The sequence below is a fragment of the Selenomonas sp. AE3005 genome, assembly GCF_000686945.1.
Taxonomy (GTDB): Bacteria; Bacillota; Negativicutes; order Selenomonadales; family Selenomonadaceae; genus Selenomonas_A.
The window spans coordinates 272,405-293,615 of sequence record NZ_KK366040.1; the positions used below are offsets into that span (position 1 = coordinate 272,405).

Sequence of the window (21,211 nt, forward strand, 5' to 3'; positions counted from 1 at the left end):
ATGATATTGTACCATAGCGAGGTTTAATAGGAAATTACAACCCTGATGCTCTCCTAGCTGAACTGCATCTTTATATTTTGGTAAATTATACCGCGTTTTGTATTGTTTTACAATATCTGTGAGGTAAATGTACAATTTTCGTCAGAGCCTGGGGAGGTAAAATGTTTTTTCGTAGCAGGAGAAAGCCGGTGCGGTGGCGAAGTAAGGACACAGTAGACCTATGGAATATGGGTGTGATTAGTCCTGTTTATCAAAGGATATTCTTGCTTTATTGCCATAGCGAATAAAAAATATTTATGGTGAATCTTTGTAATAATAGATATAGCATTTTGTATTTTTTCGGCGTATAATAAATGGTATCACTGATAGATGTTTTTTATAGTATCACCAACGAGCCGGTGACGTAAGTCTATAGCAATACATCTGCAAGGATAACATGAGGAGGTAACAAAGTGGACAAACGGGAGAGTATGTGGGATTTATATCTCAAAAAAGGCATGAGCCGCCGCAGCTTTGTTAAAAGCTGCATTGCGCTGACGTCCCTGATGGGCCTCGGCACGGACCAGGTGTCCAAGGTGGTGGAAGCTGCCGAGAAGAAGCCTTTGCCGGTAGTGGTCTGGATTCATGGACATGAATGCACGGGCTGTGATGAGTCCTTCATTCGTTCCGGGGCACCGCTCGCATCTGATTTGGTGCTGAGCCAGATTGCGCTGGAGTATGACCATCTGTTAAGTGCCGCCAGCGGCGAGCCTTTCGAGGCACATTTGGAAGAAACTATCAACAAGTACAAAGGTCAGTACATCCTCTGTGTAGAAGGTGCTGTCTGCACTAAGGAGAACGGCATTTACTGCATGTCCGGCGGCAAGCCGTTCATTCAGACGTTGCAGCATGCTGCCCATAATGCTGCGGCAGTTATCGCTTACGGTACCTGTGCTGTATCCGGTGGTATTCAGGCTGCCAAACCGAACCCGACTGGTTCCTCCGGCATTGCGCATTTCTGTGGCAGAACGCCGGTTGTCAATGTGCCGGGCTGTCCGCCGATTCCGGAAGTTATGACGGGCGTGGTCATGCATGTGGCTCTCTTTGGCACGGTGCCGCCGCTCGATAACGAAGGCCGTCCGAAACAGTTCTACGGCAATCGTATCCATGATACCTGCTATCGCCGTCCGTTCTTTGATGCCGGTATGTTTGCAGAACGCTTTGACGATGAAGGCGCTAAGGCTGGCTGGTGCCTGTATAAACTGGGCTGCCGCGGACCTGAAACCTACAATTCCTGTGGTAATCTGCGCTGGTTCCAGGGCATGAGTTACCCGATTCAGTCCGGTGCTCCCTGCATTGGCTGCTCCAATGCACATTTCTGGGACGAAGACCCGATGACCACCCGTATGCCGGAGTATGGTCCGTTGGGCAACGTGGATAAAATCGGTGCTGCTATGGCTGTGGCCACGGCGGCAGGTGTGGCTGCGCATGGCGCTATGAGCGTTGTGCAGAAGCAGAAACGCGAAGCAGAGAAGGAATAAGGGAGCAGGTGAATAAATGAAACATGTAGTAGTAGATCCGGTAACTCGCATTGAAGGTCATCTTCGTGTAGAGGTGCAGGTTGATGAAGCAACGGGGAAGGTTACAGACGCTGTTTCCTCCGGTACCGCCTGGCGCGGCCTGGAACTGGTTATGAAGAACCGTGACCCCCGTGACGCCTGGGCTTATATCCAGCGTATTTGCGGCGTTTGCACCACGGCTCATGCTTTGGGCTCTGTCCGTGCGGTTGAGGACGCTTTGGGTATTGCTATTCCGAAGAATGCCAATTATATCCGCAACATCATGGCGGCAACGCTGACGGTGCAGGACCATATCGTGCATTTCTATCATCTGCATGCTTTGGACTGGGTAAGCCCGGTAGAGGCTTTGGCTGCTGACGCCATTGCCACGGCTAATCTGCAGAATACGGTGCTGAACACTTACAAACTGCCGTTCCGTGCGCCGGAAACGTCCGTAACGGAAGCCTATGAGCATGACTTCCCGGCAGCTACGCCCCAGTACTTTGAACAGATTAAGAATAAGGTAAAAGCTATCGTAGAAAGCGGCCAGCTGGGTATTTTCTCCGCCAACTGGTGGGACCATCCCGATTACAAGCTGCTGCCGCCGGAAGTTCATCTTTTGGCTGTGGCGCATTATCTGGAAATGCTGGATAAGCAGCGCGAGCTGGTTACGCCGCATGTTATCTTCGGCGGCAAGAATCCGCATCCGCATTATGTGGTGGGCGGTATGCCCTGCTCCATTTCCTTGGAGGACGGCAATGCTCCGGTGAATACGGCACGTCTGGAAATCGTAGACAGAGCCATCAACATGGGGCGCTCGCTGGTAAACAATTATTATCTGCCTGACCTGCTGGCCATTGGTTCCGCTTATGTGAAAGCCGGCCGGGTTGATGGCGGCGGCATGGCTAAGACCTGCGTGCTTGGTTATGGTGCATATCCGATTGAAAGCTACACGGGCACCAGTGATGGCGGTTTCTTCAAGAACCTCCTCATTCGCTGCAACGGCGTAGTGGAAGACTTTGGCAAGGGCCTGGCTGCTGCGAAGTTCACGGAGGTAACGGCAGAAGATGTTACGACGGAAAATATTACGGAAAGCGTTGACCACGCTTGGTATGAGTATCCTGCCGGGAAGAAAGACCGTCATCCTTGGGAAGGTGTTACTGCAGCTAAGTTCACCGGTCCTAAAGAGGGCACGGAAACGGATTGGAAAGCGCTCAATGAAAACGGCAAATATTCCTGGCTGAAAACGCCGAAATGGAAAGGCAAACTTTGTGAAGTTGGTCCGCTGGCCCGTTATATCATCATCTACACCAAGGCTAAGAAGGGCCTGCTGCCGGATATGACCTGGGCAGAAAAGATGATGCTTGACCAGCTCGATGCTGTTTCCAAGGTCCTGGGCCTGGCTCCGGAAGTATGGCTGCCCACGATGGTAGGCCGTACGGCTGCACGTGCTCTGGACTGCCAGCTGGCTGCGGAAATCAACAAGTTCTTCTTTGATAAGCTCATTGCCAACCTGAAGGCCGGTGATACCAAGGTTGCTAATTCCGATAAGTGGGATCCGAATACCTGGCCGAAGGAATGCAAGGGTGTGGGCCTCTATGAGGCACCGCGCGGTGCACTGTCCCATTACATCACCATCAAGGATGGCAAGACGGACAATTATCAGTGCATTGTGCCGACGACCTGGAATGCCTGCCCGCGTGACGATAATGCCGGCAATGGCGCCTACGAAATGGCCATGAAGGACACGCAGGTGAAGGTTGCCGATAAGCCGCTGGAAATCGTCAAGGTTATCCGTTCCTTTGACCCCTGCATGGCTTGTGCAACGCATATGTTTAATGCCAAGGGTGAAAAGATTAACGTCATTACTACGGACCCGTACTCCGGTACCCGGGTGGACAAATAATCTGCAGAAAGGAAAAAGCTATGAAAGAAGTAGTTCGCAGGGAATATTACCTGTTTAGTCCTTGGCTGCGGATCTTTCATTGGATTATGGTGGCAGCCATCTGTGTCCTGTTTATTACAGGCCTGATGATTACCAGTCCGTGGAATATCCATGCGTCGGAACCGACTTTTTCCGGCATGACGCTGGATAATATCCGCAATATCCATTTTCTGGCAGCCTATCTGTTCAGTGCCTCGTTTATCTTTAAGATTTACGGGTTTATCATCAATCGCGGTGACCGGCTGTTTCCGCATGTCTGGAAAGGGTATTTTTACAGAAATACCATTGATGTAGCCATGCATTATATGTTCCTGAAAGCGGAACATGCGTCTTATCTGCGTAATCCGCTGGCCCGTTGCTCCTACGCGTTCCTGTATGTGCTGGTACTTATCGAAATCATCACGGGTTTCGGTATTTACTATATGACGGACCCCTTCGGCATTGGCGGCACGCTGTTTGGCTGGGTAATTCCCCTGTTGGGCGGTGAAATGATGGCGCATCTCGTGCATCACTATGTGGCCTGGGGTATTATCCTCTTTGCTATCGGCCATGTTTACATGGTTATCCGCGCTGAGTTCATGGAAGGTGAAAGTGAAGTATCCTCCATGTTCTCCGGCAGCAAGATTTTGGCGCATGAGCCGCGTGATGCCGGCCATCTCGATGGTACGCTGAAGTAAGTATTGTTATTTGACCACTGGGCAATTTGTACTAGCGGTTTGCTCATATTGATGAAATAAAGGAGGCTTTGCCCATGTGTAAGGAATGCGGCTGCGGACACGAGGGTGGCAACACCCGCTTGCAGTTCACGGTGCATGGCTATACGGCGGAGAGTGCGCAGGCAATGGAAAAGGAGCTTTTGGGATTACCGGGAGTTCTGTATGTTCATATCCATGCGCATGACGGTGAAACCACCGTGGATTACAATCCTGAGAAAACGAAACTCGGGGATATCCTGCAGAGTTTTAGTGCTCGCGGTCTGGAGGCAGTTTTATAACTGCTGCTTGCTTATTACGCCTTCCCTGCCCTATTAGTGTTGGCGGGGAAGGCGTTTTCATTATGTATCGGCTGGGGGGAACGCTCCCCAAAGATGCAAACGAGGTGAAAAATATGCATGAAATGGCCATTGCGGAAGGAATTTTAGATATAGCGCTTGATTATGCCAAGCAGAATGACGCGCAGAAAATCAATGAAATCGGCCTGCTTATTGGAGAGATGTCCGGGGTGGAAGTTGATTCCCTGGAGTTTTCCTTTAATATGCTGGTGCAGGGGACTATGGCCGAGGGGGCTAAACTGGTCATCAAAAATGTACCGCTTATGGGGCGGTGCAGCAAATGTGGCAAGGAGTTTCATATCGAGCATTATGATTTTTGGTGTCCCGAGTGTAAGGACGGGGTACTGACTACCTTGTCAGGCCGCGAAATGCAGGTAGAATATTTGGAGGTAGACTGATGGAGATTAAGGTTATCAAGAATATTTTAGGGGAAAATGACAGATTAGCCGCAGAAAATCAGGCTATGTTTCAGGATAAAAAGGTGTTTGTACTGAATTTCATGGGTTCGCCGGGGGCTGGCAAGACTTCGGTGCTCGAAAAGACCATGGAACGGCTGAAGGATAAAATCAAGATGGCGGTTATCGAGGGCGACCTCTTTACGAGCAAGGACGCTGAGCGAATTGATAAGTATGGTGTGCCGGTAATTCAGATTAACACAGCCGGGGGCTGCCATCTGGACGCCAATATGGTGCAGAAAACCGTGAAGGAAATGAATCTGGACGAGCTGGATCTGCTGGTGGTGGAAAATGTGGGCAATCTCGTGTGTCCGGCGGAGTTCCCCGTAGGGGAAGATGCCCGGGCAGTGGTGCTGTCGGTCACGGAAGGTGATGACAAGCCTTTGAAATATCCGCTGATGTTCAAGGAAAGTGAGATTGCGCTTATCAATAAGGTGGATTTGGCACCTTATTGTAATTTCAATATGGATTCGGCCAAGCAGGATATCACGAGTCTGCACCCTGGCATTGAGGTGCTGGAGGTTTCCTGCACCAAGGGTGATGGCCTTGACCACTGGTGTGACTGGCTGCTGCAAAAGGTGGCGGCGAAAAAGGGGAAGTAAGCATGGCAGATGTATTTGCGGCTGGTGGCACGTCCTGTCTGGACAATGTGCTCTATAAAAATGAAGTAACGATTCTGGGGATTGGCAATGTGATTCTGCGGGACGAGGGGTTTGGCGTCCGGGTGGCAGAATATCTGGATAAGCATTATGAATTTCCGGAGTCCGTGCAGATTGTGGACGGCGGTACTTTAGGTATTGAGCTGACGCAGTATGTCACGGGGACGGAAAAGCTGCTGGTGATTGATTCGATTAACGGCGGTGCTGAGCCGGGGACGACGTTCCGTTTTCACAATGATGATGTAATGGAGCATTTTCAGGATAAGTTGTCGGCGCATGAAGTTGGCATTCAGGATGTGCTGGGATTGCTCACGGTCACGGGGCATAAGATTCCTGATGTGGTGGTTATTGGGGCGCAGCCATATGATGTGGAGGCCGGCGTTGAGCTGTCGGATGGCATGATGGAATTGCTGCCGCAGATGGTGGAGCAGGCGCTGGCAGAACTCAAAAACTGGGGGATAGTGCCGAAACTGCGGAATGTGGCAGAAGATATGGACTACAATAAGGTGGCAGAGGATTTCTCGTCTGTTCGCTAATGCTTGGGGCGGCGGTGGTATTGTGCTTTCGCTTAGACTGTCAGCTAAAAGTATTTTTGCCTTGTGTCCGTAAAATGCCTAAACTCGCTGCGCTCAGACAGTAGGCATTTTGCGGACGGCAAAAATACTTTCTTAACGCTGACAGTCAAACGCTGCAGCCCAATATCACCGCCGCCCTGCGGCGCGTCAAATGATATTTTTTTACGTTGAGTAGTCAGCAAAAGCCTTTCCGCTAAGAAACGAATTAGTTGTTAGGAGGTAATACTATGTGTTTGGCTGTTCCTGCCAAAGTAGTTGCGATAAATGATGCTATGGGGACGGTGGATATTGCCGGGGTTACGCGTGATGTGAGTCTTATGCTGCTGCCGGAAACTAAGCTGGGGGATTATGTGCTTGTACATGCCGGCTTTGCCATGCAGAAGGTGGAGGAGAAGGACGCGCAGGAAACTTATGCGCTGATGGCAGAAATGCGTGGAGCGCCTAGGACGGTGGATAAGCTGTGACGGGACAGGAGAAACTGACGAAAGCTGAGGAACGGGAGTTTGCCCGGGAACTGGTGGCTAAAATCGGTGAGCTGGCGGCGTCTACGGGGCGTAAATTGCGTTTTATGGAGGTTTGCGGCACGCATACGGTGGCGATTTTTCGCGCCGGGCTGCGGCAGATATTGCCTGATTCGGTGGAACTTGTATCCGGGCCGGGGTGTCCGGTATGTGTGACGCCGGATGATTATATGGATAAGGCCATTGCCTATGCGCAGCGTGATGATGTGATTATTGCCACTTTTGGCGATATGCTCAAAGTTCCCGGTTCGAAGTCCAGTTTGAATGAGGCTAAAACCAATGGGGCGGATATTCGTATTGTTTACTCGCCTATGGACAGCATTCAGATTGCCAAAGATAATCCGGATAAAAAAGTTATTTTTCTGGCTGTAGGCTTTGAAACTACGGCTCCCACGGCGGCGGCTACGGTGCTGGCGGCTGAGCAGCAGGGAGTAACGAATCTTTATATGTTGTCGGCGCAAAAACTGGTGCCGCCGGTGATGGAAACACTTTTAAATGATGAGGAAGTCCATGTGGACGGTTTTATCCTGCCGGGTCATGTGTCGGTAGTTACGGGGACAGGCGTCTATGAGCCGGTTATCAGCAAATATCATGTGCCGGGTGTGGTCACTGGTTTTGAACCGCTGCAGATTTTGCGCGGGCTTTACCGGCTGGTGCAGCAGGTCGTCAAGGGTGAGGCTAAGGTGGAAAATGAGTACACCGATGTGGTAAAAGCCGAAGGCAATCCCGTATCCATGGCGATTACCAGCAGAGTTTATGAACCTTGTGATACAGGCTGGCGCGGCATGGGGATTGTGCCTTTGTCGGGGCTGAAGATGAAGGCGGAATATGCTTGTTTTGATATTGAGCAGGTACTGCCGGTGGCCGTGGAGACGGTGACGAAAAAGACGGCCTGCCGCTGTGGTGAGGTGCTCAGGGGCATAGTTACGCCGCAGGAGTGTCCGCTCTTTGGCAAGGCCTGTGTGCCTACGCATGCTATCGGGCCGTGTATGGTGTCAGTGGAAGGTGTATGTGCGGCCTGGTATAAATATGGTCAGGGGAGGTTTGAATATGGCAAATGATAGGGTAACCCTGGCGCATGGGGCCGGCGGCAAAGTGAGTCAGGAATTGATGGAGCAGGTTATTTTGCCGGCTTATGGCAATCCGGTGCTCAATACCCTGCATGATGGGGCATTGGTGAATATGGCAGGTGAAGTGGCGTTCACCACGGATTCCTATGTGGTGCAGCCGCTGTTTTTTGCCGGGGGCAATATCGGCAAGCTGGCGGTCTGTGGTACGGTAAATGACTTGTCAATGACCGGGGCAGTGCCGCGGTATTTGTCGGTGGGGATGATTATTGAAGAAGGGTTCCCCATCAAAGACCTGCAGACCATTGTGCAGACGATGCGTGCTATGGCAGATGAGGCCGGTGTGGTTATTGCTACGGGGGATACCAAGGTAGTGGAAAAGGGCAAGGCCGATGGTATTTTTATCAATACTGCCGGGATTGGCGATAAGATTCCCGGGACGGATATCAGTCCGCTGAATGTTAAGCCGGGCATGAAGGTTATTTTGTCGGGCTTTATCGGTGACCATGCGGCGGCCATTATGGCCGGGCGGCATAATATCAGCCTGCCGGCTAGTGTGCAGACGGACTGTGCGCCGCTTAATAAGATGACCAAAGCGATGCTTGAGGCGGCGCCGGACATCGCAGTTATGCGTGACCCCACCCGGGGCGGTGTGGCAGCCGTGCTCAATGAAATTGCGGCGGCCTCGCAGTGCGGTATTTTGATAGATGAGGATGAGATTCCCATTCATCCTGAGGTGCAGGGTGTCTGTGATATGCTGGGCTTTGACCCGTTGTATCTGGCTAATGAGGGCAAGTGTGTGGCGTTTGTGCCGGCTGCAAGTGCGGAAAAGGTGCTGAAGGCTATGCGGACAAGTCCCTACGGGCAGGCGGCCAGGATTATCGGTGAAGTGACGGCTGAGGCGCCGGGAACCGTAGGATTAAGGACGGCTATCGGCGGTATTCGCGTGGTGGATATGCCGCTGGGGAATATAGTGCCGCGAATTTGTTAAGTTGTTGCGTTGCCTCGGGGCGGTGGCAGTTGGTTGGCTGCGCTGAGAGGCCGGGCTAAAATAATTTTTTGCTATTTATATAACTGGAAAAGCAAAAACTCGCTGCGCTCAGACAGTATGCTTTTCCAGTTATTTTTGTGGTTAGCAAAAAATTATTTCTTCACGCCCGTCCTCTTACGCTCCGCCACCCAACTGCCACCGCCCCTCGAAGTTACGCTTGTTATTCGTGGCTCGATGTTAAGGCTGTCGCGAACCTCTCCCAAAACTTGCATGAAGATGGCTTTTTCGCTATAATGAACCGTGTTTGGAAGAGATTGATTTGATAATTATAGAAAGAAGCGAAATAGATGAAAATTGGGCGGATTTTGCCGTTGGTGGCAGGTTTGTTACTGTGGGGGAGTGTCAGCGTTTTTGCTGAGGATATGCAGTTTGTGGACGCGGTAGGGCCTACGGGGTATTATGTGGACGTAGACTCCATTGGCTATACGCAGACGGTGGAAATGCTGCCGGATAATCAGCAGAAACAGTACGAACTGGTGCAAGCCCGGGTGGCGGTGATTAAAGCACGCACCAACCGCCGTTATATCTATTGGATGCAGTTCAACAGGGAAAAGCTGGTATATCGCATTTTATCTTCCAAGGTGCAGGTTTATGATACCAAGGAAATTGTGGAAGAAAATAATATACCGACACCGGAGTTCCCGTTTGTAGAAACCTCTCCGATGCAGACGGTTGTGAATTTTATTTACGAACAGCCGCGTAAATAAATGCTGGAAATCTCCCCCAAACCTGGGGGAGATTTCTGCTATGCAGAATGGAGGCTATTATGACAGAAATAGATGTGCTAAAAAAAGATACGGCCTATTTGTCGATTATTTCCAATACGGTATTGGTCCTGTTAAAACTCATTGTCGGCATTTGGGGGGGCGCGGTGAGTCTGATTTCGGAGGCGCTGCATTCCAGTGTGGATTTGCTGGCCTCCCTGATTGCCTTTTGGGCTGTGAAAAAGTCTGTCACGCCGCCGGATATGGAGCATGATTACGGCCATGGCAAGTTTGAAAATCTGTCGGCGGCGGTGGAGGCGCTGCTTATCGTCGCTGCGGCCGGCGGCATTGTCTATGAGGCTGTTGAACACATGGGACAGGAAAAAATGCCGGCCATGCTGGAGCTGGGTGTGGTCATTATGCTTGTTTCCATTGTCATCAATCTTTGGGTATCGCAGCGGCTGATAAAGGTGGGGCGCATGACGGATTCGCAGGCGCTGGAGGCCGATGGGCTGCATTTGCGCGCTGATGTCTGGACCTCTGTAGGTGTTATGCTGGGGCTGGTGCTTATGAAGTTTACCGGCTGGGCTTGGCTGGATGGTGTCATTGCTATTGTGGTGGCGGTGATAATCTTCCGCGAAGGCTGGAAAATGGTGGTGTCATCGACTTTGGAACTTACGGATGTCAGCCTGCCGGAGGAACAGGAAAGCCGGATTATGGCCATCATTGACGCTGTGCCGGAGGTCGTAGGCTGTCATTGCCTGCGCACACGCAAATCAGGCTCCTATAAACTGCTGGACGTTCATGTACTCTTTAACGGCAATATGCACCTGTCACATGTGCATGCCATTTGTGACGAGCTCGAGGATCAAATCCGGGCGGAGTTTGGTTCGTTTGATATCCTCATACATCCCGAGCCGGCCGGTATTCATGCCCCGGAAACAAAGGAAAGCCAGTATGAAAATGCAAAAAAACCGGCAGAAATTGAAGAATCTTAATTAGATTTTAACGATATCACGCTAAAATGTGATAGAATAGAAACCGTGATAATAACAAGAATGGGGGAACTTGTCTATGAAATTCCGTAAAATATGTGCGATGATGCTGTCGGCCCTGCTGGTGGTGTCCTCTCTGGGCGTCGCCAGTGCCCAGACACCGGAAACCGTACAGGCCAAGCTGGGGGCAGTAGAAAAGGATACCTATGGTGTAGAACAGACTGGCGCGCTGCTCGACCGTATCAACAAGCTGGAAAAGGATTATATCGGCAGCCACCGCAGCGGCAGCATGATGGCCCGGGTGGACGCTCTCTATGATGATGTTTATACCAACAGCACGACGCCGTCTATCCTGGCGCAGCTGAATGCTGTGGAATGGAACATTTCCCATGAAGTCAGCATGAACTCTGTGGAAAAGCGTCTTGCTGATATGGAAATGACCATCGATGGCAAGACTACGGAAGGTACGTATAAAAAACGTATTTCCAAGTTGTCCAAAGCCTCTTTCGGCGCAGTAGAACTGCCGCTGCAGCAGGTGATTGTTCCGAAAAATACCTTGATTAAGGTAGCACTGGTAGACCCGGTGAACACCAAGAACCTGAAAAAAGGCGATGTTATCCGCTATAAGGTTGCCAGTGATGTTATTGTTGATGGCAAGCTGGTTTTCGCCAAGGGCGAGCCGGGTGACGGTACGGTGCTGAAGGTAAAGCAGGCCAGAAACTTTGGCCGTGATGCGGAACTGGAAATTGACTATAAGCAGACGAAATCCATCGATGGTACTTATGTCAACACCTTCATGGGTGAAGAAGCCAAGGAACAGATGAAGAGCATGGCCATGGCTGCCGGTGCCAGCCTGGCAGGTATCATTATCCTTGGGCCTATCGGCGTAATCGGTGGTGCTTTTGTGAAGGGCAAGAATATCGACCTGCCGGCCGGTACGGAATTCTACATTCAGACGAAAGCTGATACGCAGCTGTTTGGCGTAGTTACCACGGCGGAATAAAAGTAAATGAGTTTTAGGCAGTGTTGGCAGAAGGGAGCTGACACTGCTTTTTTATTATAGTGGCATAATGATATGGTTATGCTCCGCGTTATATTGACTTTAGATTATGGCAGGTGTAAAATAATTGATATAATCAACTTAAATTGAATTGTGTAGTGATATAGGGGAAAATTGCGAAGGAGGATTCATAATGGATGAATTTGTGAACTGGGGACGCTGGTTTTCGATTTTGCACCGCCGCTCACAGTTGTTTGTGGTGGAGGCCTGTCAGAAGTATGGGCTGACTTTTTCTGAATACTGCATGCTGATCCGGCTTTATGACCGTGAAGGTTCCAAGCAGGATGAGCTGGCAGCCATGCTGTATCTGGACAAGGCTGTGGTAACCAGAACCATCAACCTGTTGGTTGATAAAGGTTTTATTGTCCGGCAGGCTGATACCGAAGATAAACGTGTACGCCGGATATATATGACGGAATACGGCCGGGAGCAATATGGATATCTGCGCAACATCATTCAGGGCTGGATAGATTATCTGGTAAAAGATATGGACCCGGCGGAGGTAAAGGGAATGTTTGAAGGGTTCCACAAATTGGTTGACCGGGCCTGTGAGGCTGATTTGGTAGAGCTGGCCAAGCATGTGCCGCAGGGAGGCGAGCGGCGTGAAAAATTGTAAGTTGCTGGCAGTAACGGCTGTATCCCTGGCACTGCTGCTGGGCGGCTGTGGCAGCCAGCCCAAGACGGCTGATAAGCCGCTGCTCGTGAAAACGCAGCAGGCAGGCCTGAGGGCAGAATCGCAGACCGGGAGTTATTCCGGTACGGTAAAAGGCCGTTATGAAACTAATATGTCTTTTCAAGTTGGCGGACAAATTATTGCCCGTAATGTTCAAGTGGGCAGCCGGGTACGGGCCGGGGACGTGCTGATGGTCATTGACAGCCGGGACGTACTCCAAAAGTCCAATCAGGGCGATGCGCAGGTGGCGTCTGCCCGGGCGCAGCTGGACCTGGCTAAGCGCAATCTGGGACGTTATACTCAGCTGTATCACGAAAGCGCTGTATCAAAGGCCACGCTCGACCAGTATCAGGCTAATTATGACGCGGCTTTTGCGTCCTATCGCAGTGCTTTGGCGCAGCAGGCGCAGGGGCATAATGCCCTGGGCTATACCAATCTGACCGCCGGCGCCAATGGTGTCGTGTCCGCTATTTCAGCCGAAGAAGGGCAGGTAGTAGCTGCCGGCCAGACTGTAATGACTTTGGTGCAGTCCGGGGAAATGGAAGTAGAAATCAATGTGCCGGAAAACCGGGTGGCAGAATTGTCCCTGGGTATGCCGGTGTCGGTGAGCTTTTGGGCCCTGCAGGGCCGGGCTGATGGCACAATCCGGGAGATTGCGCCAATGGCTGACACAGTGACTCGTACCTACAGGGTGCGCATTTCCCTGCCGGAACCGCCGGAGGGTATGCAGCTCGGGATGACGGCCAGTGTCAGTATAAAAACTGCCGGCAGCAGCATGGCGGAAGGTGCCGTGCTGCCTTTAGCGGCTGTTTTCCAAAACGGGGATTCGCCGGAGGTCTGGGTAGTCGGGGAAGATAATACGCTGACTGCCAAGCAGGTCAAGGTGGAAAGTCTGGGCGATGATACTGTCCGGGTTACAGGCTTGAATGCCAGTGATGTGGTAGTCGTAGCAGGTGTACATAAACTGCATGCCGGACAGACAGTGCGGACGGAGGGAGACTAATGCGCAATCTTACAGAGGTCTCCCTGAACAATCGCGTTCTGGTATGGTATTTTATTGCGGTTACAGCGCTGGGCGGTATTGCGGCCTATTTCAATCTGGGACGCATGGAGGACCCCCAGTTTACCATTCGGCAAATGGTGGTCACGGCAGCCTGGCCGGGGGCTACGGCTGAGGAAATGCAGGAGCAGGTTACGGATAAGCTGGAAAAGCGCCTGCAGGATACCCCGCATTTAAAGCATTTAAAAAGTGAAAACCGTCCCGGCCAAACTGTTATTTATGTGGGGCTGGACGATGAGATTGCCAAGGAAGATATCCGGCCGGCCTGGCGCGATGTGCGGAATTTCTGCGAAGATGTAAAGCGGAATCTGCCCGATGGCGTATATGGCCCGTTTTATAATGACCGGTTCGATGATGTGTACGGCACCATCTATGCCGTTACCGGTGATGGCTATAACTACGAGGAACTGCGGCAGTATGCCGAAAAGACGCGGCGCCTGCTGCTGAACTGTAAGTCCGTGCAGAAGGTCGAAATTGTCGGTGAGCAGTCGGAAAAGATTTACGTGGAAATCGATGCTCCAAAACTCGCCCAGCTGGGTATAAGCCCTGAGGAAATCGGCGCTGCGCTGAAAAAGCAGAACGTGATGACGGCGGCGGCTATGGTGGATACAAATTCCAGCAATGTGTATCTGCGTCTGACCGGCAAATACGATGATGTGCAGACCATTGCGGAAACGCCGCTCAGTGTGAATGGCCGTTCCTTCCGCATGAGTGATGTGGCCAAGGTCACGCGCAAATACGCTGACCCGGCCGATTCGAAAATGTTTTTCAACGGCCAGCCGGCCGTGGGTATTGCGGTGTCCATGGAAGAGGGCGGCAATATCCTGGAACTGGGCAAAACGCTGAAAGCAACCGTGGAGGCCGTGCAGCGGGATTTGCCGGCCGGGGTGGAAATTCAGCAGGTTGCCAACCAGTCGGAAGTGGTAAACTCTTCCATTGGTGAGTTTGTGGAAACCCTGCTTATTGCTATTGCCATCGTACTGGCCGTGAGTTTCCTGTCTTTGGGCGTTCATACCGGCATGGTGGTCGCCTGCTGTATTCCGTTGGTGCTCTGCGGCGTATTCGTATTTATGTACATGGCTGGTATCGACCTGCATAAGGTGTCCTTAGGCGCCTTGATTATCGCGCTGGGCCTGCTGGTCGATGACGCTATCATCGCCGTGGAAATGATGAGCGTTAAGCTGGAGGCCGGCCTTAACAAGGTGGAGGCGGCCTGTTATGCTTTCACAGCTACGGCCAAGCCCATGCTGACAGGTACGCTTATCACCTGTTCCGGCTTTATACCCGTGGCGTTTGCCAAGGGTATGGCCAGTGAGTTCTGTCAGGCGTTGTTCCCTGTTATCGGTGTTTCCCTGGTGCTGTCGTGGATAGTATCGGTTATGGTGGCACCGCTGCTGGGAACATATATGATAAAGGTGACACCGCACGCGCAGAAGGCAGAGGCAGCCTCTTCCCGCCGGGAGAAATTTTATGCGCAGTTCCGCAGGCTGCTGCACATGTTTTTGGCATACCGGAAAACTGTGCTGGTAGTAACGGCGGCCGTGTTTGTTCTCTCCCTGGTCATGCTGCCCCATATCCGGCAGGAATTCTTCCCGACGTCTACCCGTCCGGAAATTCTGTTGGAGATGAAACTGCCGGAAGGTTCTTCCAAAGCTGCCACGCAGCAGGCTGCTGACCGTATGTCGGCCTTTTTGCAGCGTCATGCGGAGCTTTTGGACAACTACTCCTATTATGTGGGCGAGTATGCACCGCGTTTTGTCCTGACTGTTGACCCCAAGGCCGCAGCGGATAATGTGAGCCAGTTTGTCATGGTGACCAAGGACGTGAAGGCCCGGGAAAAGCTGGCTGCGGCCTTAAACGAGGCAGCGACGGACGAGTTTGCCGATGTGCAGACCAAACTGCAATACATTCAGACCGGGCCACCGGCAGATTATCCCGTAATGCTGCGCGTTACCGGGTATACGACGGAGCAGGCCAAGGAACTGGCCCACCGGGTGAAGGACATTGTGGCTGCTGACAGCAACAATTACAATGTGAACCTGGACTGGGATAATAAGAGCAAAGTGGTAAAGGTAGAGCTGGACCAGGATAAGTTGCGCGAGATGGGGCTCAATGTGCAGGCGGTGAAACAGATGATTTACACCGAGATAACCGGAGCCGCGGCAGCGCAGTTTTATACCGGGGACAGAACGCTGGATATTACCCTGCGGCTGTCGGTACAGGACCGCGATGATTTGAGTGAGCTGGGCAAACTGCCCATTTATATGGGCAGTGCCGGTTATATAACCCTGGAGCAAATCGGCAGAATTTCTTACGATGCCGAGCCGGGCTTTATCAAGCGGTACAATCTGATGCCGGCGATTATGGTGCAGGCTGATATCAAGAGCGGCACCGCCAACGATGCCACGAAAAAGGCGTTTGAGGCCACGAAAGAGCTGCGCGAGGATTTGCCCTTGGGCTGCAATATCGAAGTAGCCGGGGCTTTGGGCGACAGTGCCGATTCCCTGCATTACTTGATGCAGCCGGTACCGGCGATGCTGTTTGTCATTATGACCTTGCTGATGTTCCAGCTGGGCAGCATGAAACAGATGCTGCTGACCTTGCTGACGGCACCTTTAGGCATTATCGGCGTGGTCTGGGGCATGCTTATCACTGATTCGGCCATGGGGTTTGTGGCCGAGCTGGGTATCCTGGCCCTCTTTGGCATGATAATCCGCAATTCGGTTATCCTCATTGACCAGATAAAGCAGCATATCGCCGCCGGGCAAAGTCCCTATGATGCGGTGGTGGATTCCGCGGTACTCCGGTTCCGCCCCATTATGCTGACGGCAGCCGCCGCTATTTTGGGCATGCTGCCGCTGATGGCCAGCACCTTCTGGGGACCGATGGCAGTAGCCATTGCCAGCGGCCTGCTGGTGGCTACCATTCTGACCTTGCTGGTACTGCCGGCCATGTATGCCGTAGCCTATAAAATCCCTTATAAAGAACAATAAACTGATATATAAAGCCCCCTGTGGCAATATTTTTCTTCCGCTTGGACGGTGGAAAAATACTGCCGCAGGGGGCTTTATTATGATTTAGCATTTTAAAGTAAATCGTAAATGAGTTTGCCAATGAGGATAGTCGTCATGATGATGAACAAGGGGCGCACATAGCCCACGCCCTTTTTCAGGGCCATATTGGCACCACAGTAGGCGCCGGCTATCATAGAAAGGCCCATGGGCAGGGCGTAGGCAAAGTTGATTTGTCCGAGATAGCCGAAAAACAATACGGCGGAAATGTTGCTGGCAAAGTTCAGTGTCCGGGCATTGGCGGCGGCGCCGATAAAGTCAAAGCCAATCAGCAGCAGGGCAAAGAGCATAAAGGAACCGGCACCGGGGCCAAAGAAACCGTCATAAAAGCCCAGCGAGAAAGCCACCAGTCCGGACAGCAGCAGCATTTTCCGGGAAAGGCCGGTATAATGGTTTTCCCGGCCCCATTCTTTTTTACAGATACTGTAGATGAGGACGGCAGCCAGCATGACGACGACCAAAGGGCGGAGAATAGCTGCCGGCAGCAGCTGTACAGTCAGTACGCCGAGGGCGGAGCCGATAAAGGAGAGGGGGAAGAGCCGGCGCATTAAGTAACCATCGACCTTGCCGGAGCGGACAAAGGTGATGAAACTGGTCATGGCACCCATAACGGCCGCCCCTTTGTTGGTGCCCAAAGCCGTAACCGGCGGCAGTCCTGTCCAAAGCAGCGCTGGGACGGAGATAAGACCGCCGCCGCCGACCACCGAGTCGATAAAAGAGGCCATAAAGCCGAAGAACAGCAAAAAGGCCAAGGTGTTTATATCCAATAATTCCATATATTCATTCCTCCTGCAGTATAGAATACTACGGAGCAGCCGGCGCTGGCAATAGGTTTATGAGAACCTATTTTGACAGGTCAGAAATGATTTTAAATTTTTTACAATTGTAATCTTGACAAACTGCGATATAACGGGTAGACTTAATTATGAAATTGGTTTCACATTTTGGTTACAGAACTTATAAGTTAGAGTGAGGAATTGTTTAGGAGATAAGAAAGAAGGAGGTTCTCTCATGAAGGATATTCGCTTGGACAGCCCGTTAAAGGGTGACCTGGTAGCTTTGAGTGAGGTTAATGACCCTGCTTTTGCCAGCGGTGCCATGGGCTTTGGCGCTGCGGTAAAGAATCCGGAGGGTAAGGTTTACGCACCAGTAGATGGTGAAATTACGGTGATGTTTGACACGAAACACGCTATTGGTGTACGTGGCAGCAACGGTGAAGAAGTGCTCATTCATGTGGGCCTGGATACGGTAAAACTGAATGGCGAGCATTTCACTGCACACGTTGAGCAGGGCGCACAGGTGAAAAAAGGCCAGCTGCTGCTGGAATTTGATGTTGAGGCTATCAAGGCTGCCGGTTATGATGTAACGACGCCGGTAGTGGTCACGAACTCCAGCGAATTCGGCCAGATTACCATTGCTCTGGGAGATGTGGAGATTTCCTCTGAGGCTCCGGCTGCAGAAAAGGCAGCAACGGTTACGGCTGATGATGAATACGCTGACCTGCCCGATGAAGTCCGGGTGGCTAAGCTGATTGCCAAGTATGTAGGCGGCATGGCCAACGTCCGCAATGCCGAGCATTGTGCAACGCGCCTGCGTCTTATCATCAATGATATGTCCAAGGTTGATGAGAAAGCCATTGAGAATATTGACGGCGTTAAAGGCCAGTTCTTTGCCGCTGCGCAGTATCAGATTATTTTAGGTACTGGTTTTGTTGACAAGGTATTTGCTGAGTTTACGAAGGGGACTAATTTCACGGGCGGCAGCAATAAGGAAGAGGCTTATGCGCAGATGACGCCGCTGCAGAAGATTTCCCGTACGCTGGGTGACGTATTCGTACCTATCATTCCCGTACTGGTGGCCACAGGTTTGTTCATGGGCCTGCGCGGTGCAGCTCAGAGCCTGGGCGTTGAGTTCAGCCCCAATGTGTTGCTGCTCAGCCAGATTCTGACGGATACGGCCTTCATCTTCCTGCCGGCACTGGTTTGCTGGTCCACGATGAAACGTTTCGGCGGTACGCCGGTTATCGGTCTGGTTCTGGGCCTCATGCTGGTAGGTCCTCAGCTGCCTAACGCCTGGGCAGTTGCCGGCGGCGATGTTAAGCCGATTCCGATGGATATTCTGGGCATGACTGTTGGTATCGTTGGTTATCAGGGTTCGGTTCTGCCGGCACTGGTACTGGGTATCTTTGCTGCCAAGCTGCAGAAAGCGCTTAAAAATATCGTACCTGATATTATTGATTTGATTGTTACGCCGTTCGTTACCCTGTTCATTTCCATGATTCTCGGTATTCTCATCATCGGGCCCATCATGCACGCTCTGGAAACGACGATTTTTGGTGCTGTTTCCGCATTCCTGCAGATGCCCATGGGCATTGGCGGTTTCATCGTCGGCGGCTTGCAGCAGGTAATCGTAGTATTTGGTGTTCATCATGTGTTTAACGCTTTGGAAGTACAGCTGCTGGCTACGACGCATGTTAACCCCTTCAACGCTATCATCACCGGTGCTATCGTGGCTCAGGGTGGTGCAGCTGTAGCTGTTGCCCTGAAGACGCAGAACCCGAAAAAACGCGCTCTGTACATTTCCTCGGCTGTTCCGGCTTTCCTGGGAATTACGGAACCGGCAATCTTCGGTATCAACCTGCGTTTCATGAAACCCTTCCTTTATGGCCTGGTTGGCGGCGCTTGCGCTGGCGGTGTAGCAAGTTTCCTGCACCTGGCTGGTACGGGCATGGGCATTACGGTAATTCCGGGCACGCTGCTCTATCTTGACCGTTTGGTTGAATATGTGCTTGTAAATCTTATCGGCTTTGGTGTGGCTTTTGGTCTGACCTTTACGTTCTTTAAGCCGGAAGAATAAGAATCGGGGCTGTCGCGTTAGTGACAGCCCTTTTGTTTAATACGGTTGGTGTGGTGCGTAGTGCGTAGTGCGTGGTGCTAAGGCGGCGCGGTCAGGGAGCTTTCCCCACTTCGCTGTGCCAGCCGGCTAAAATAAAATTTTGCCTTTTAATTAAGCATCTAAACGGGCTTAAACTCGCTGGGCTCAGACAACAGCCCTGTTTAGATGAGGCTATGGTGGGCAAAATTTTATTTCTTAACGCCGGCCGGCAAAAGCTGCGCGGGGAAAACTCCCTGACCGCGCCTTGGGCCAGTGGCCACTGGCCCTCGCGCTGGTGTATTTATCTCTTAAACAAATATGCTATAATAATAGCAATAGTTTTATTGGTAAGCAAAAGGCGCAAGTCTGAGCGGCCTAGGCCGCGCCAATTATTTCGAACAGATTAAGCGTACTATAAAGGAAGGTGACAATAATGGAAAAATTTGACAAAAAAGCAATAGACGAACAGGTCAGAGCCGGTTTCCCGCTGGAACACCGCTGGCACAATAAATTTCATTTGGAAATGCCTTTTGGCCTGATAAATGACCCTAATGGTCTGACCTTCAGTGATGGCAAATACCATATTTTTTTCCAGTGGAATCCCTTGGGCTGCGAGCATAAGAACAAATGCTGGGCTCATACGGAAACCCGTGATTTCATTCACTATGCTGTGCCGCAGCTGGCTATGTGGCCGTCTGATGAACACGACAAGGACGGCTGCTATTCCGGCTGTGGTACGGTGGAAGACGGCCAGCTGCGTGTTCTCTACACCTGCAACCGCAAGGAAGACGGCGTGCGGATTCCGGCCCAGCGCTTTGGCAGCTATAAGGGCGGACAGGTAAAGAAGGAAGAAATCATCGTGGCCGACAAGGCAGAAGGTTATACAGGTCATTTCCGTGACCCGTATATCTTCACGCGCCGGGGCAAGCGTTACTTCATTATCGGTGCACAGCGTGAGGCTGATGAAACAGGCACAGTGCTCATTTATGAAGAAGGTGCCGAGGGCTGGAAGTGTCTGGGCGAGGTCAAAAACCGTCTGGGTGAATTCGGCTATATGTGGGAATGTCCGAATCTCGTGCAGTTTGGCAGCTATGATGTGCTGATATTCTGTCCGCAGGGCTTGGACGAACGTGCCTTTGACCGGCAGAATATCTACCAGGCCGGCTATATTGCAGGCCATTTATCACTCGACAGCATGGATATGATGCAGCATACCAAGTTCCAGGAACTTGATAAGGGCTTTGACTTTTATGCACCGCAGGTGCTCAGTCATGAAGGCCGGCAGCTGCTCTTTGGCTGGATGGGTATGCCGGACAAGGACGGCGAATACCCCACCAAGGAACAGGGCTGGATGTACAGCCTGACCATGCCCCGGGAATTGCGCCTGCGTCAGGGACATATTTACTCCCGCCCGGCCCGGGAAATGAAGGACCTGCGCATTCAGGAAACAGCCGTGGAAATGGAAAGTGAGGCCCTGACAGAAATCGCGCGGCCGCTGTTTGACGGCTCGGAAATCCTGCTTGATATCGAAATGGGCGAGGCCAAGGAATTGGTGGTTGCCCTGAAATATGGCACGGAAAGTCTGCTGTTCATTTACGACAGACGGGAGCAGACGATGTCTATTGACCGCAATGGCATGCGTAATGGCGGCCGTGGCATTCGCCGCTTTAAACTCTTTGCCGACACCAAGCTGTTCCTGCAGATATTTGTCGACAAGACGGCAGTGGAGGCTTTCTTCCAGCACGGGGAAGAGGCTGCCAGCATCTTGGTGTTCCCGGAAAAGAACATTCAGCCGGAGCTGCAGGTCACAGCCGATGGGGAAATGATGTCCCTGAGCGGCAAGATTTGGGAGCTGGACGGTTACTGGTACAGATAAAAAAATATAGTAATAAGCCCCAGAAACCTGAGTTTC

19 protein-coding genes are annotated in these 21,211 nt (G+C 51.7%); 18 read left to right on the forward strand and 1 reads right to left on the reverse strand.

Annotated elements, in window-relative coordinates:
- The first annotated feature begins 452 nt into the window (after positions 1-452).
- From DL94_RS0112920 to DL94_RS0112995, 16 genes are all read left to right on the forward strand, one after another.
- On the forward strand, positions 453-1,520 hold the full coding sequence (locus DL94_RS0112920) for a hydrogenase small subunit (RefSeq protein ID WP_028130521.1): 1,068 nt from the start codon (positions 453-455) through the stop codon (positions 1,518-1,520).
- 16 nt (positions 1,521-1,536) lie between these two features.
- Positions 1,537-3,444, forward strand: a complete 1,908-nt coding sequence (locus DL94_RS0112925; RefSeq protein WP_028130522.1) for a nickel-dependent hydrogenase large subunit — start codon at positions 1,537-1,539, stop codon at positions 3,442-3,444.
- Between the two features lie 20 nt (positions 3,445-3,464).
- Positions 3,465-4,160, forward strand: a complete 696-nt coding sequence (gene cybH / locus DL94_RS0112930; RefSeq protein ID WP_028130523.1) for a Ni/Fe-hydrogenase, b-type cytochrome subunit — start codon at positions 3,465-3,467, stop codon at positions 4,158-4,160.
- A gap of 74 nt (positions 4,161-4,234) precedes the next feature.
- The gene (locus DL94_RS0112935; RefSeq protein ID WP_028130524.1) at positions 4,235-4,477 is read left to right on the forward strand and encodes a cation transporter; all 243 of its coding nucleotides are present in this window, start codon (positions 4,235-4,237) and stop codon (positions 4,475-4,477) included.
- A 113-nt stretch (positions 4,478-4,590) separates the two neighbouring features.
- Positions 4,591-4,932, forward strand: coding sequence for a hydrogenase maturation nickel metallochaperone HypA (gene hypA / locus DL94_RS0112940; RefSeq protein ID WP_028130525.1), 342 nt, complete (start codon positions 4,591-4,593; stop codon positions 4,930-4,932).
- Positions 4,932-5,591, forward strand: coding sequence for a hydrogenase nickel incorporation protein HypB (gene hypB / locus DL94_RS0112945; RefSeq protein WP_028130526.1), 660 nt, complete (start codon positions 4,932-4,934; stop codon positions 5,589-5,591). Before hypA ends, hypB begins: the two co-directional genes overlap by 1 nt.
- A gap of 2 nt (positions 5,592-5,593) precedes the next feature.
- Positions 5,594-6,184 (forward strand): HyaD/HybD family hydrogenase maturation endopeptidase, encoded by a 591-nt coding sequence (locus DL94_RS0112950; protein ID WP_028130527.1) that lies wholly within the window; start codon positions 5,594-5,596, stop codon positions 6,182-6,184.
- A gap of 266 nt (positions 6,185-6,450) precedes the next feature.
- A complete protein-coding gene (locus DL94_RS0112955) occupies positions 6,451-6,687 on the forward strand; it encodes a HypC/HybG/HupF family hydrogenase formation chaperone (protein ID WP_028130528.1) in 237 nt (78 codons plus the stop codon).
- Between the two features lie 14 nt (positions 6,688-6,701).
- Positions 6,702-7,805: a hydrogenase formation protein HypD gene (hypD, locus tag DL94_RS0112960; RefSeq protein WP_028130529.1), complete on the forward strand. Its 1,104-nt coding sequence runs from the start codon at positions 6,702-6,704 to the stop codon at positions 7,803-7,805.
- On the forward strand, positions 7,795-8,802 hold the full coding sequence (hypE, locus tag DL94_RS0112965) for a hydrogenase expression/formation protein HypE (protein ID WP_028130530.1): 1,008 nt from the start codon (positions 7,795-7,797) through the stop codon (positions 8,800-8,802). Before hypD ends, hypE begins: the two co-directional genes overlap by 11 nt.
- A 347-nt stretch (positions 8,803-9,149) precedes the next feature.
- Positions 9,150-9,569 carry a hypothetical protein gene (locus DL94_RS0112970; protein ID WP_028130531.1) on the forward strand — a complete coding sequence of 140 codons (420 nt, stop codon included), beginning with the start codon at positions 9,150-9,152 and terminating at the stop codon, positions 9,567-9,569.
- Between the two features lie 59 nt (positions 9,570-9,628).
- Positions 9,629-10,564 carry a cation diffusion facilitator family transporter gene (locus tag DL94_RS14950; protein ID WP_037371943.1) on the forward strand — a complete coding sequence of 312 codons (936 nt, stop codon included), beginning with the start codon at positions 9,629-9,631 and terminating at the stop codon, positions 10,562-10,564.
- Positions 10,565-10,640: 76 nt separating this feature from the next.
- Entirely contained in the window at positions 10,641-11,564 is a 924-nt protein-coding gene (locus tag DL94_RS0112980) for a hypothetical protein (RefSeq protein ID WP_028130532.1), read from the forward strand.
- 190 nt (positions 11,565-11,754) lie between these two features.
- Positions 11,755-12,237 carry a MarR family winged helix-turn-helix transcriptional regulator gene (locus DL94_RS0112985; RefSeq protein WP_028130533.1) on the forward strand — a complete coding sequence of 161 codons (483 nt, stop codon included), beginning with the start codon at positions 11,755-11,757 and terminating at the stop codon, positions 12,235-12,237.
- On the forward strand, positions 12,224-13,297 hold the full coding sequence (locus tag DL94_RS0112990; protein WP_028130534.1) for an efflux RND transporter periplasmic adaptor subunit: 1,074 nt from the start codon (positions 12,224-12,226) through the stop codon (positions 13,295-13,297). The genes DL94_RS0112985 and DL94_RS0112990 overlap by 14 nt, the downstream gene beginning before the upstream one ends.
- Entirely contained in the window at positions 13,297-16,347 is a 3,051-nt protein-coding gene (locus DL94_RS0112995) for an efflux RND transporter permease subunit (RefSeq protein WP_028130535.1), read from the forward strand. Before DL94_RS0112990 ends, DL94_RS0112995 begins: the two co-directional genes overlap by 1 nt.
- Positions 16,348-16,439: 92 nt before the next feature.
- On the opposite strand, the gene DL94_RS0113000 is transcribed toward DL94_RS0112995, so the two are convergent.
- Positions 16,440-17,201, reverse strand: coding sequence for a TSUP family transporter (locus tag DL94_RS0113000; RefSeq protein ID WP_028130536.1), 762 nt, complete (start codon positions 17,199-17,201; stop codon positions 16,440-16,442).
- A 235-nt stretch (positions 17,202-17,436) separates the two neighbouring features.
- Between DL94_RS0113000 and DL94_RS0113005 the strand changes: the two genes are divergently transcribed.
- Both DL94_RS0113005 and DL94_RS0113010 read left to right on the forward strand, forming a co-directional pair.
- Entirely contained in the window at positions 17,437-19,281 is a 1,845-nt protein-coding gene (locus DL94_RS0113005) for a glucose PTS transporter subunit IIA (RefSeq protein WP_028130537.1), read from the forward strand.
- 451 nt (positions 19,282-19,732) lie between these two features.
- On the forward strand, positions 19,733-21,175 hold the full coding sequence (locus DL94_RS0113010) for a glycoside hydrolase family 32 protein (protein ID WP_028130538.1): 1,443 nt from the start codon (positions 19,733-19,735) through the stop codon (positions 21,173-21,175).
- Positions 21,176-21,211 lie beyond the last annotated feature (36 nt).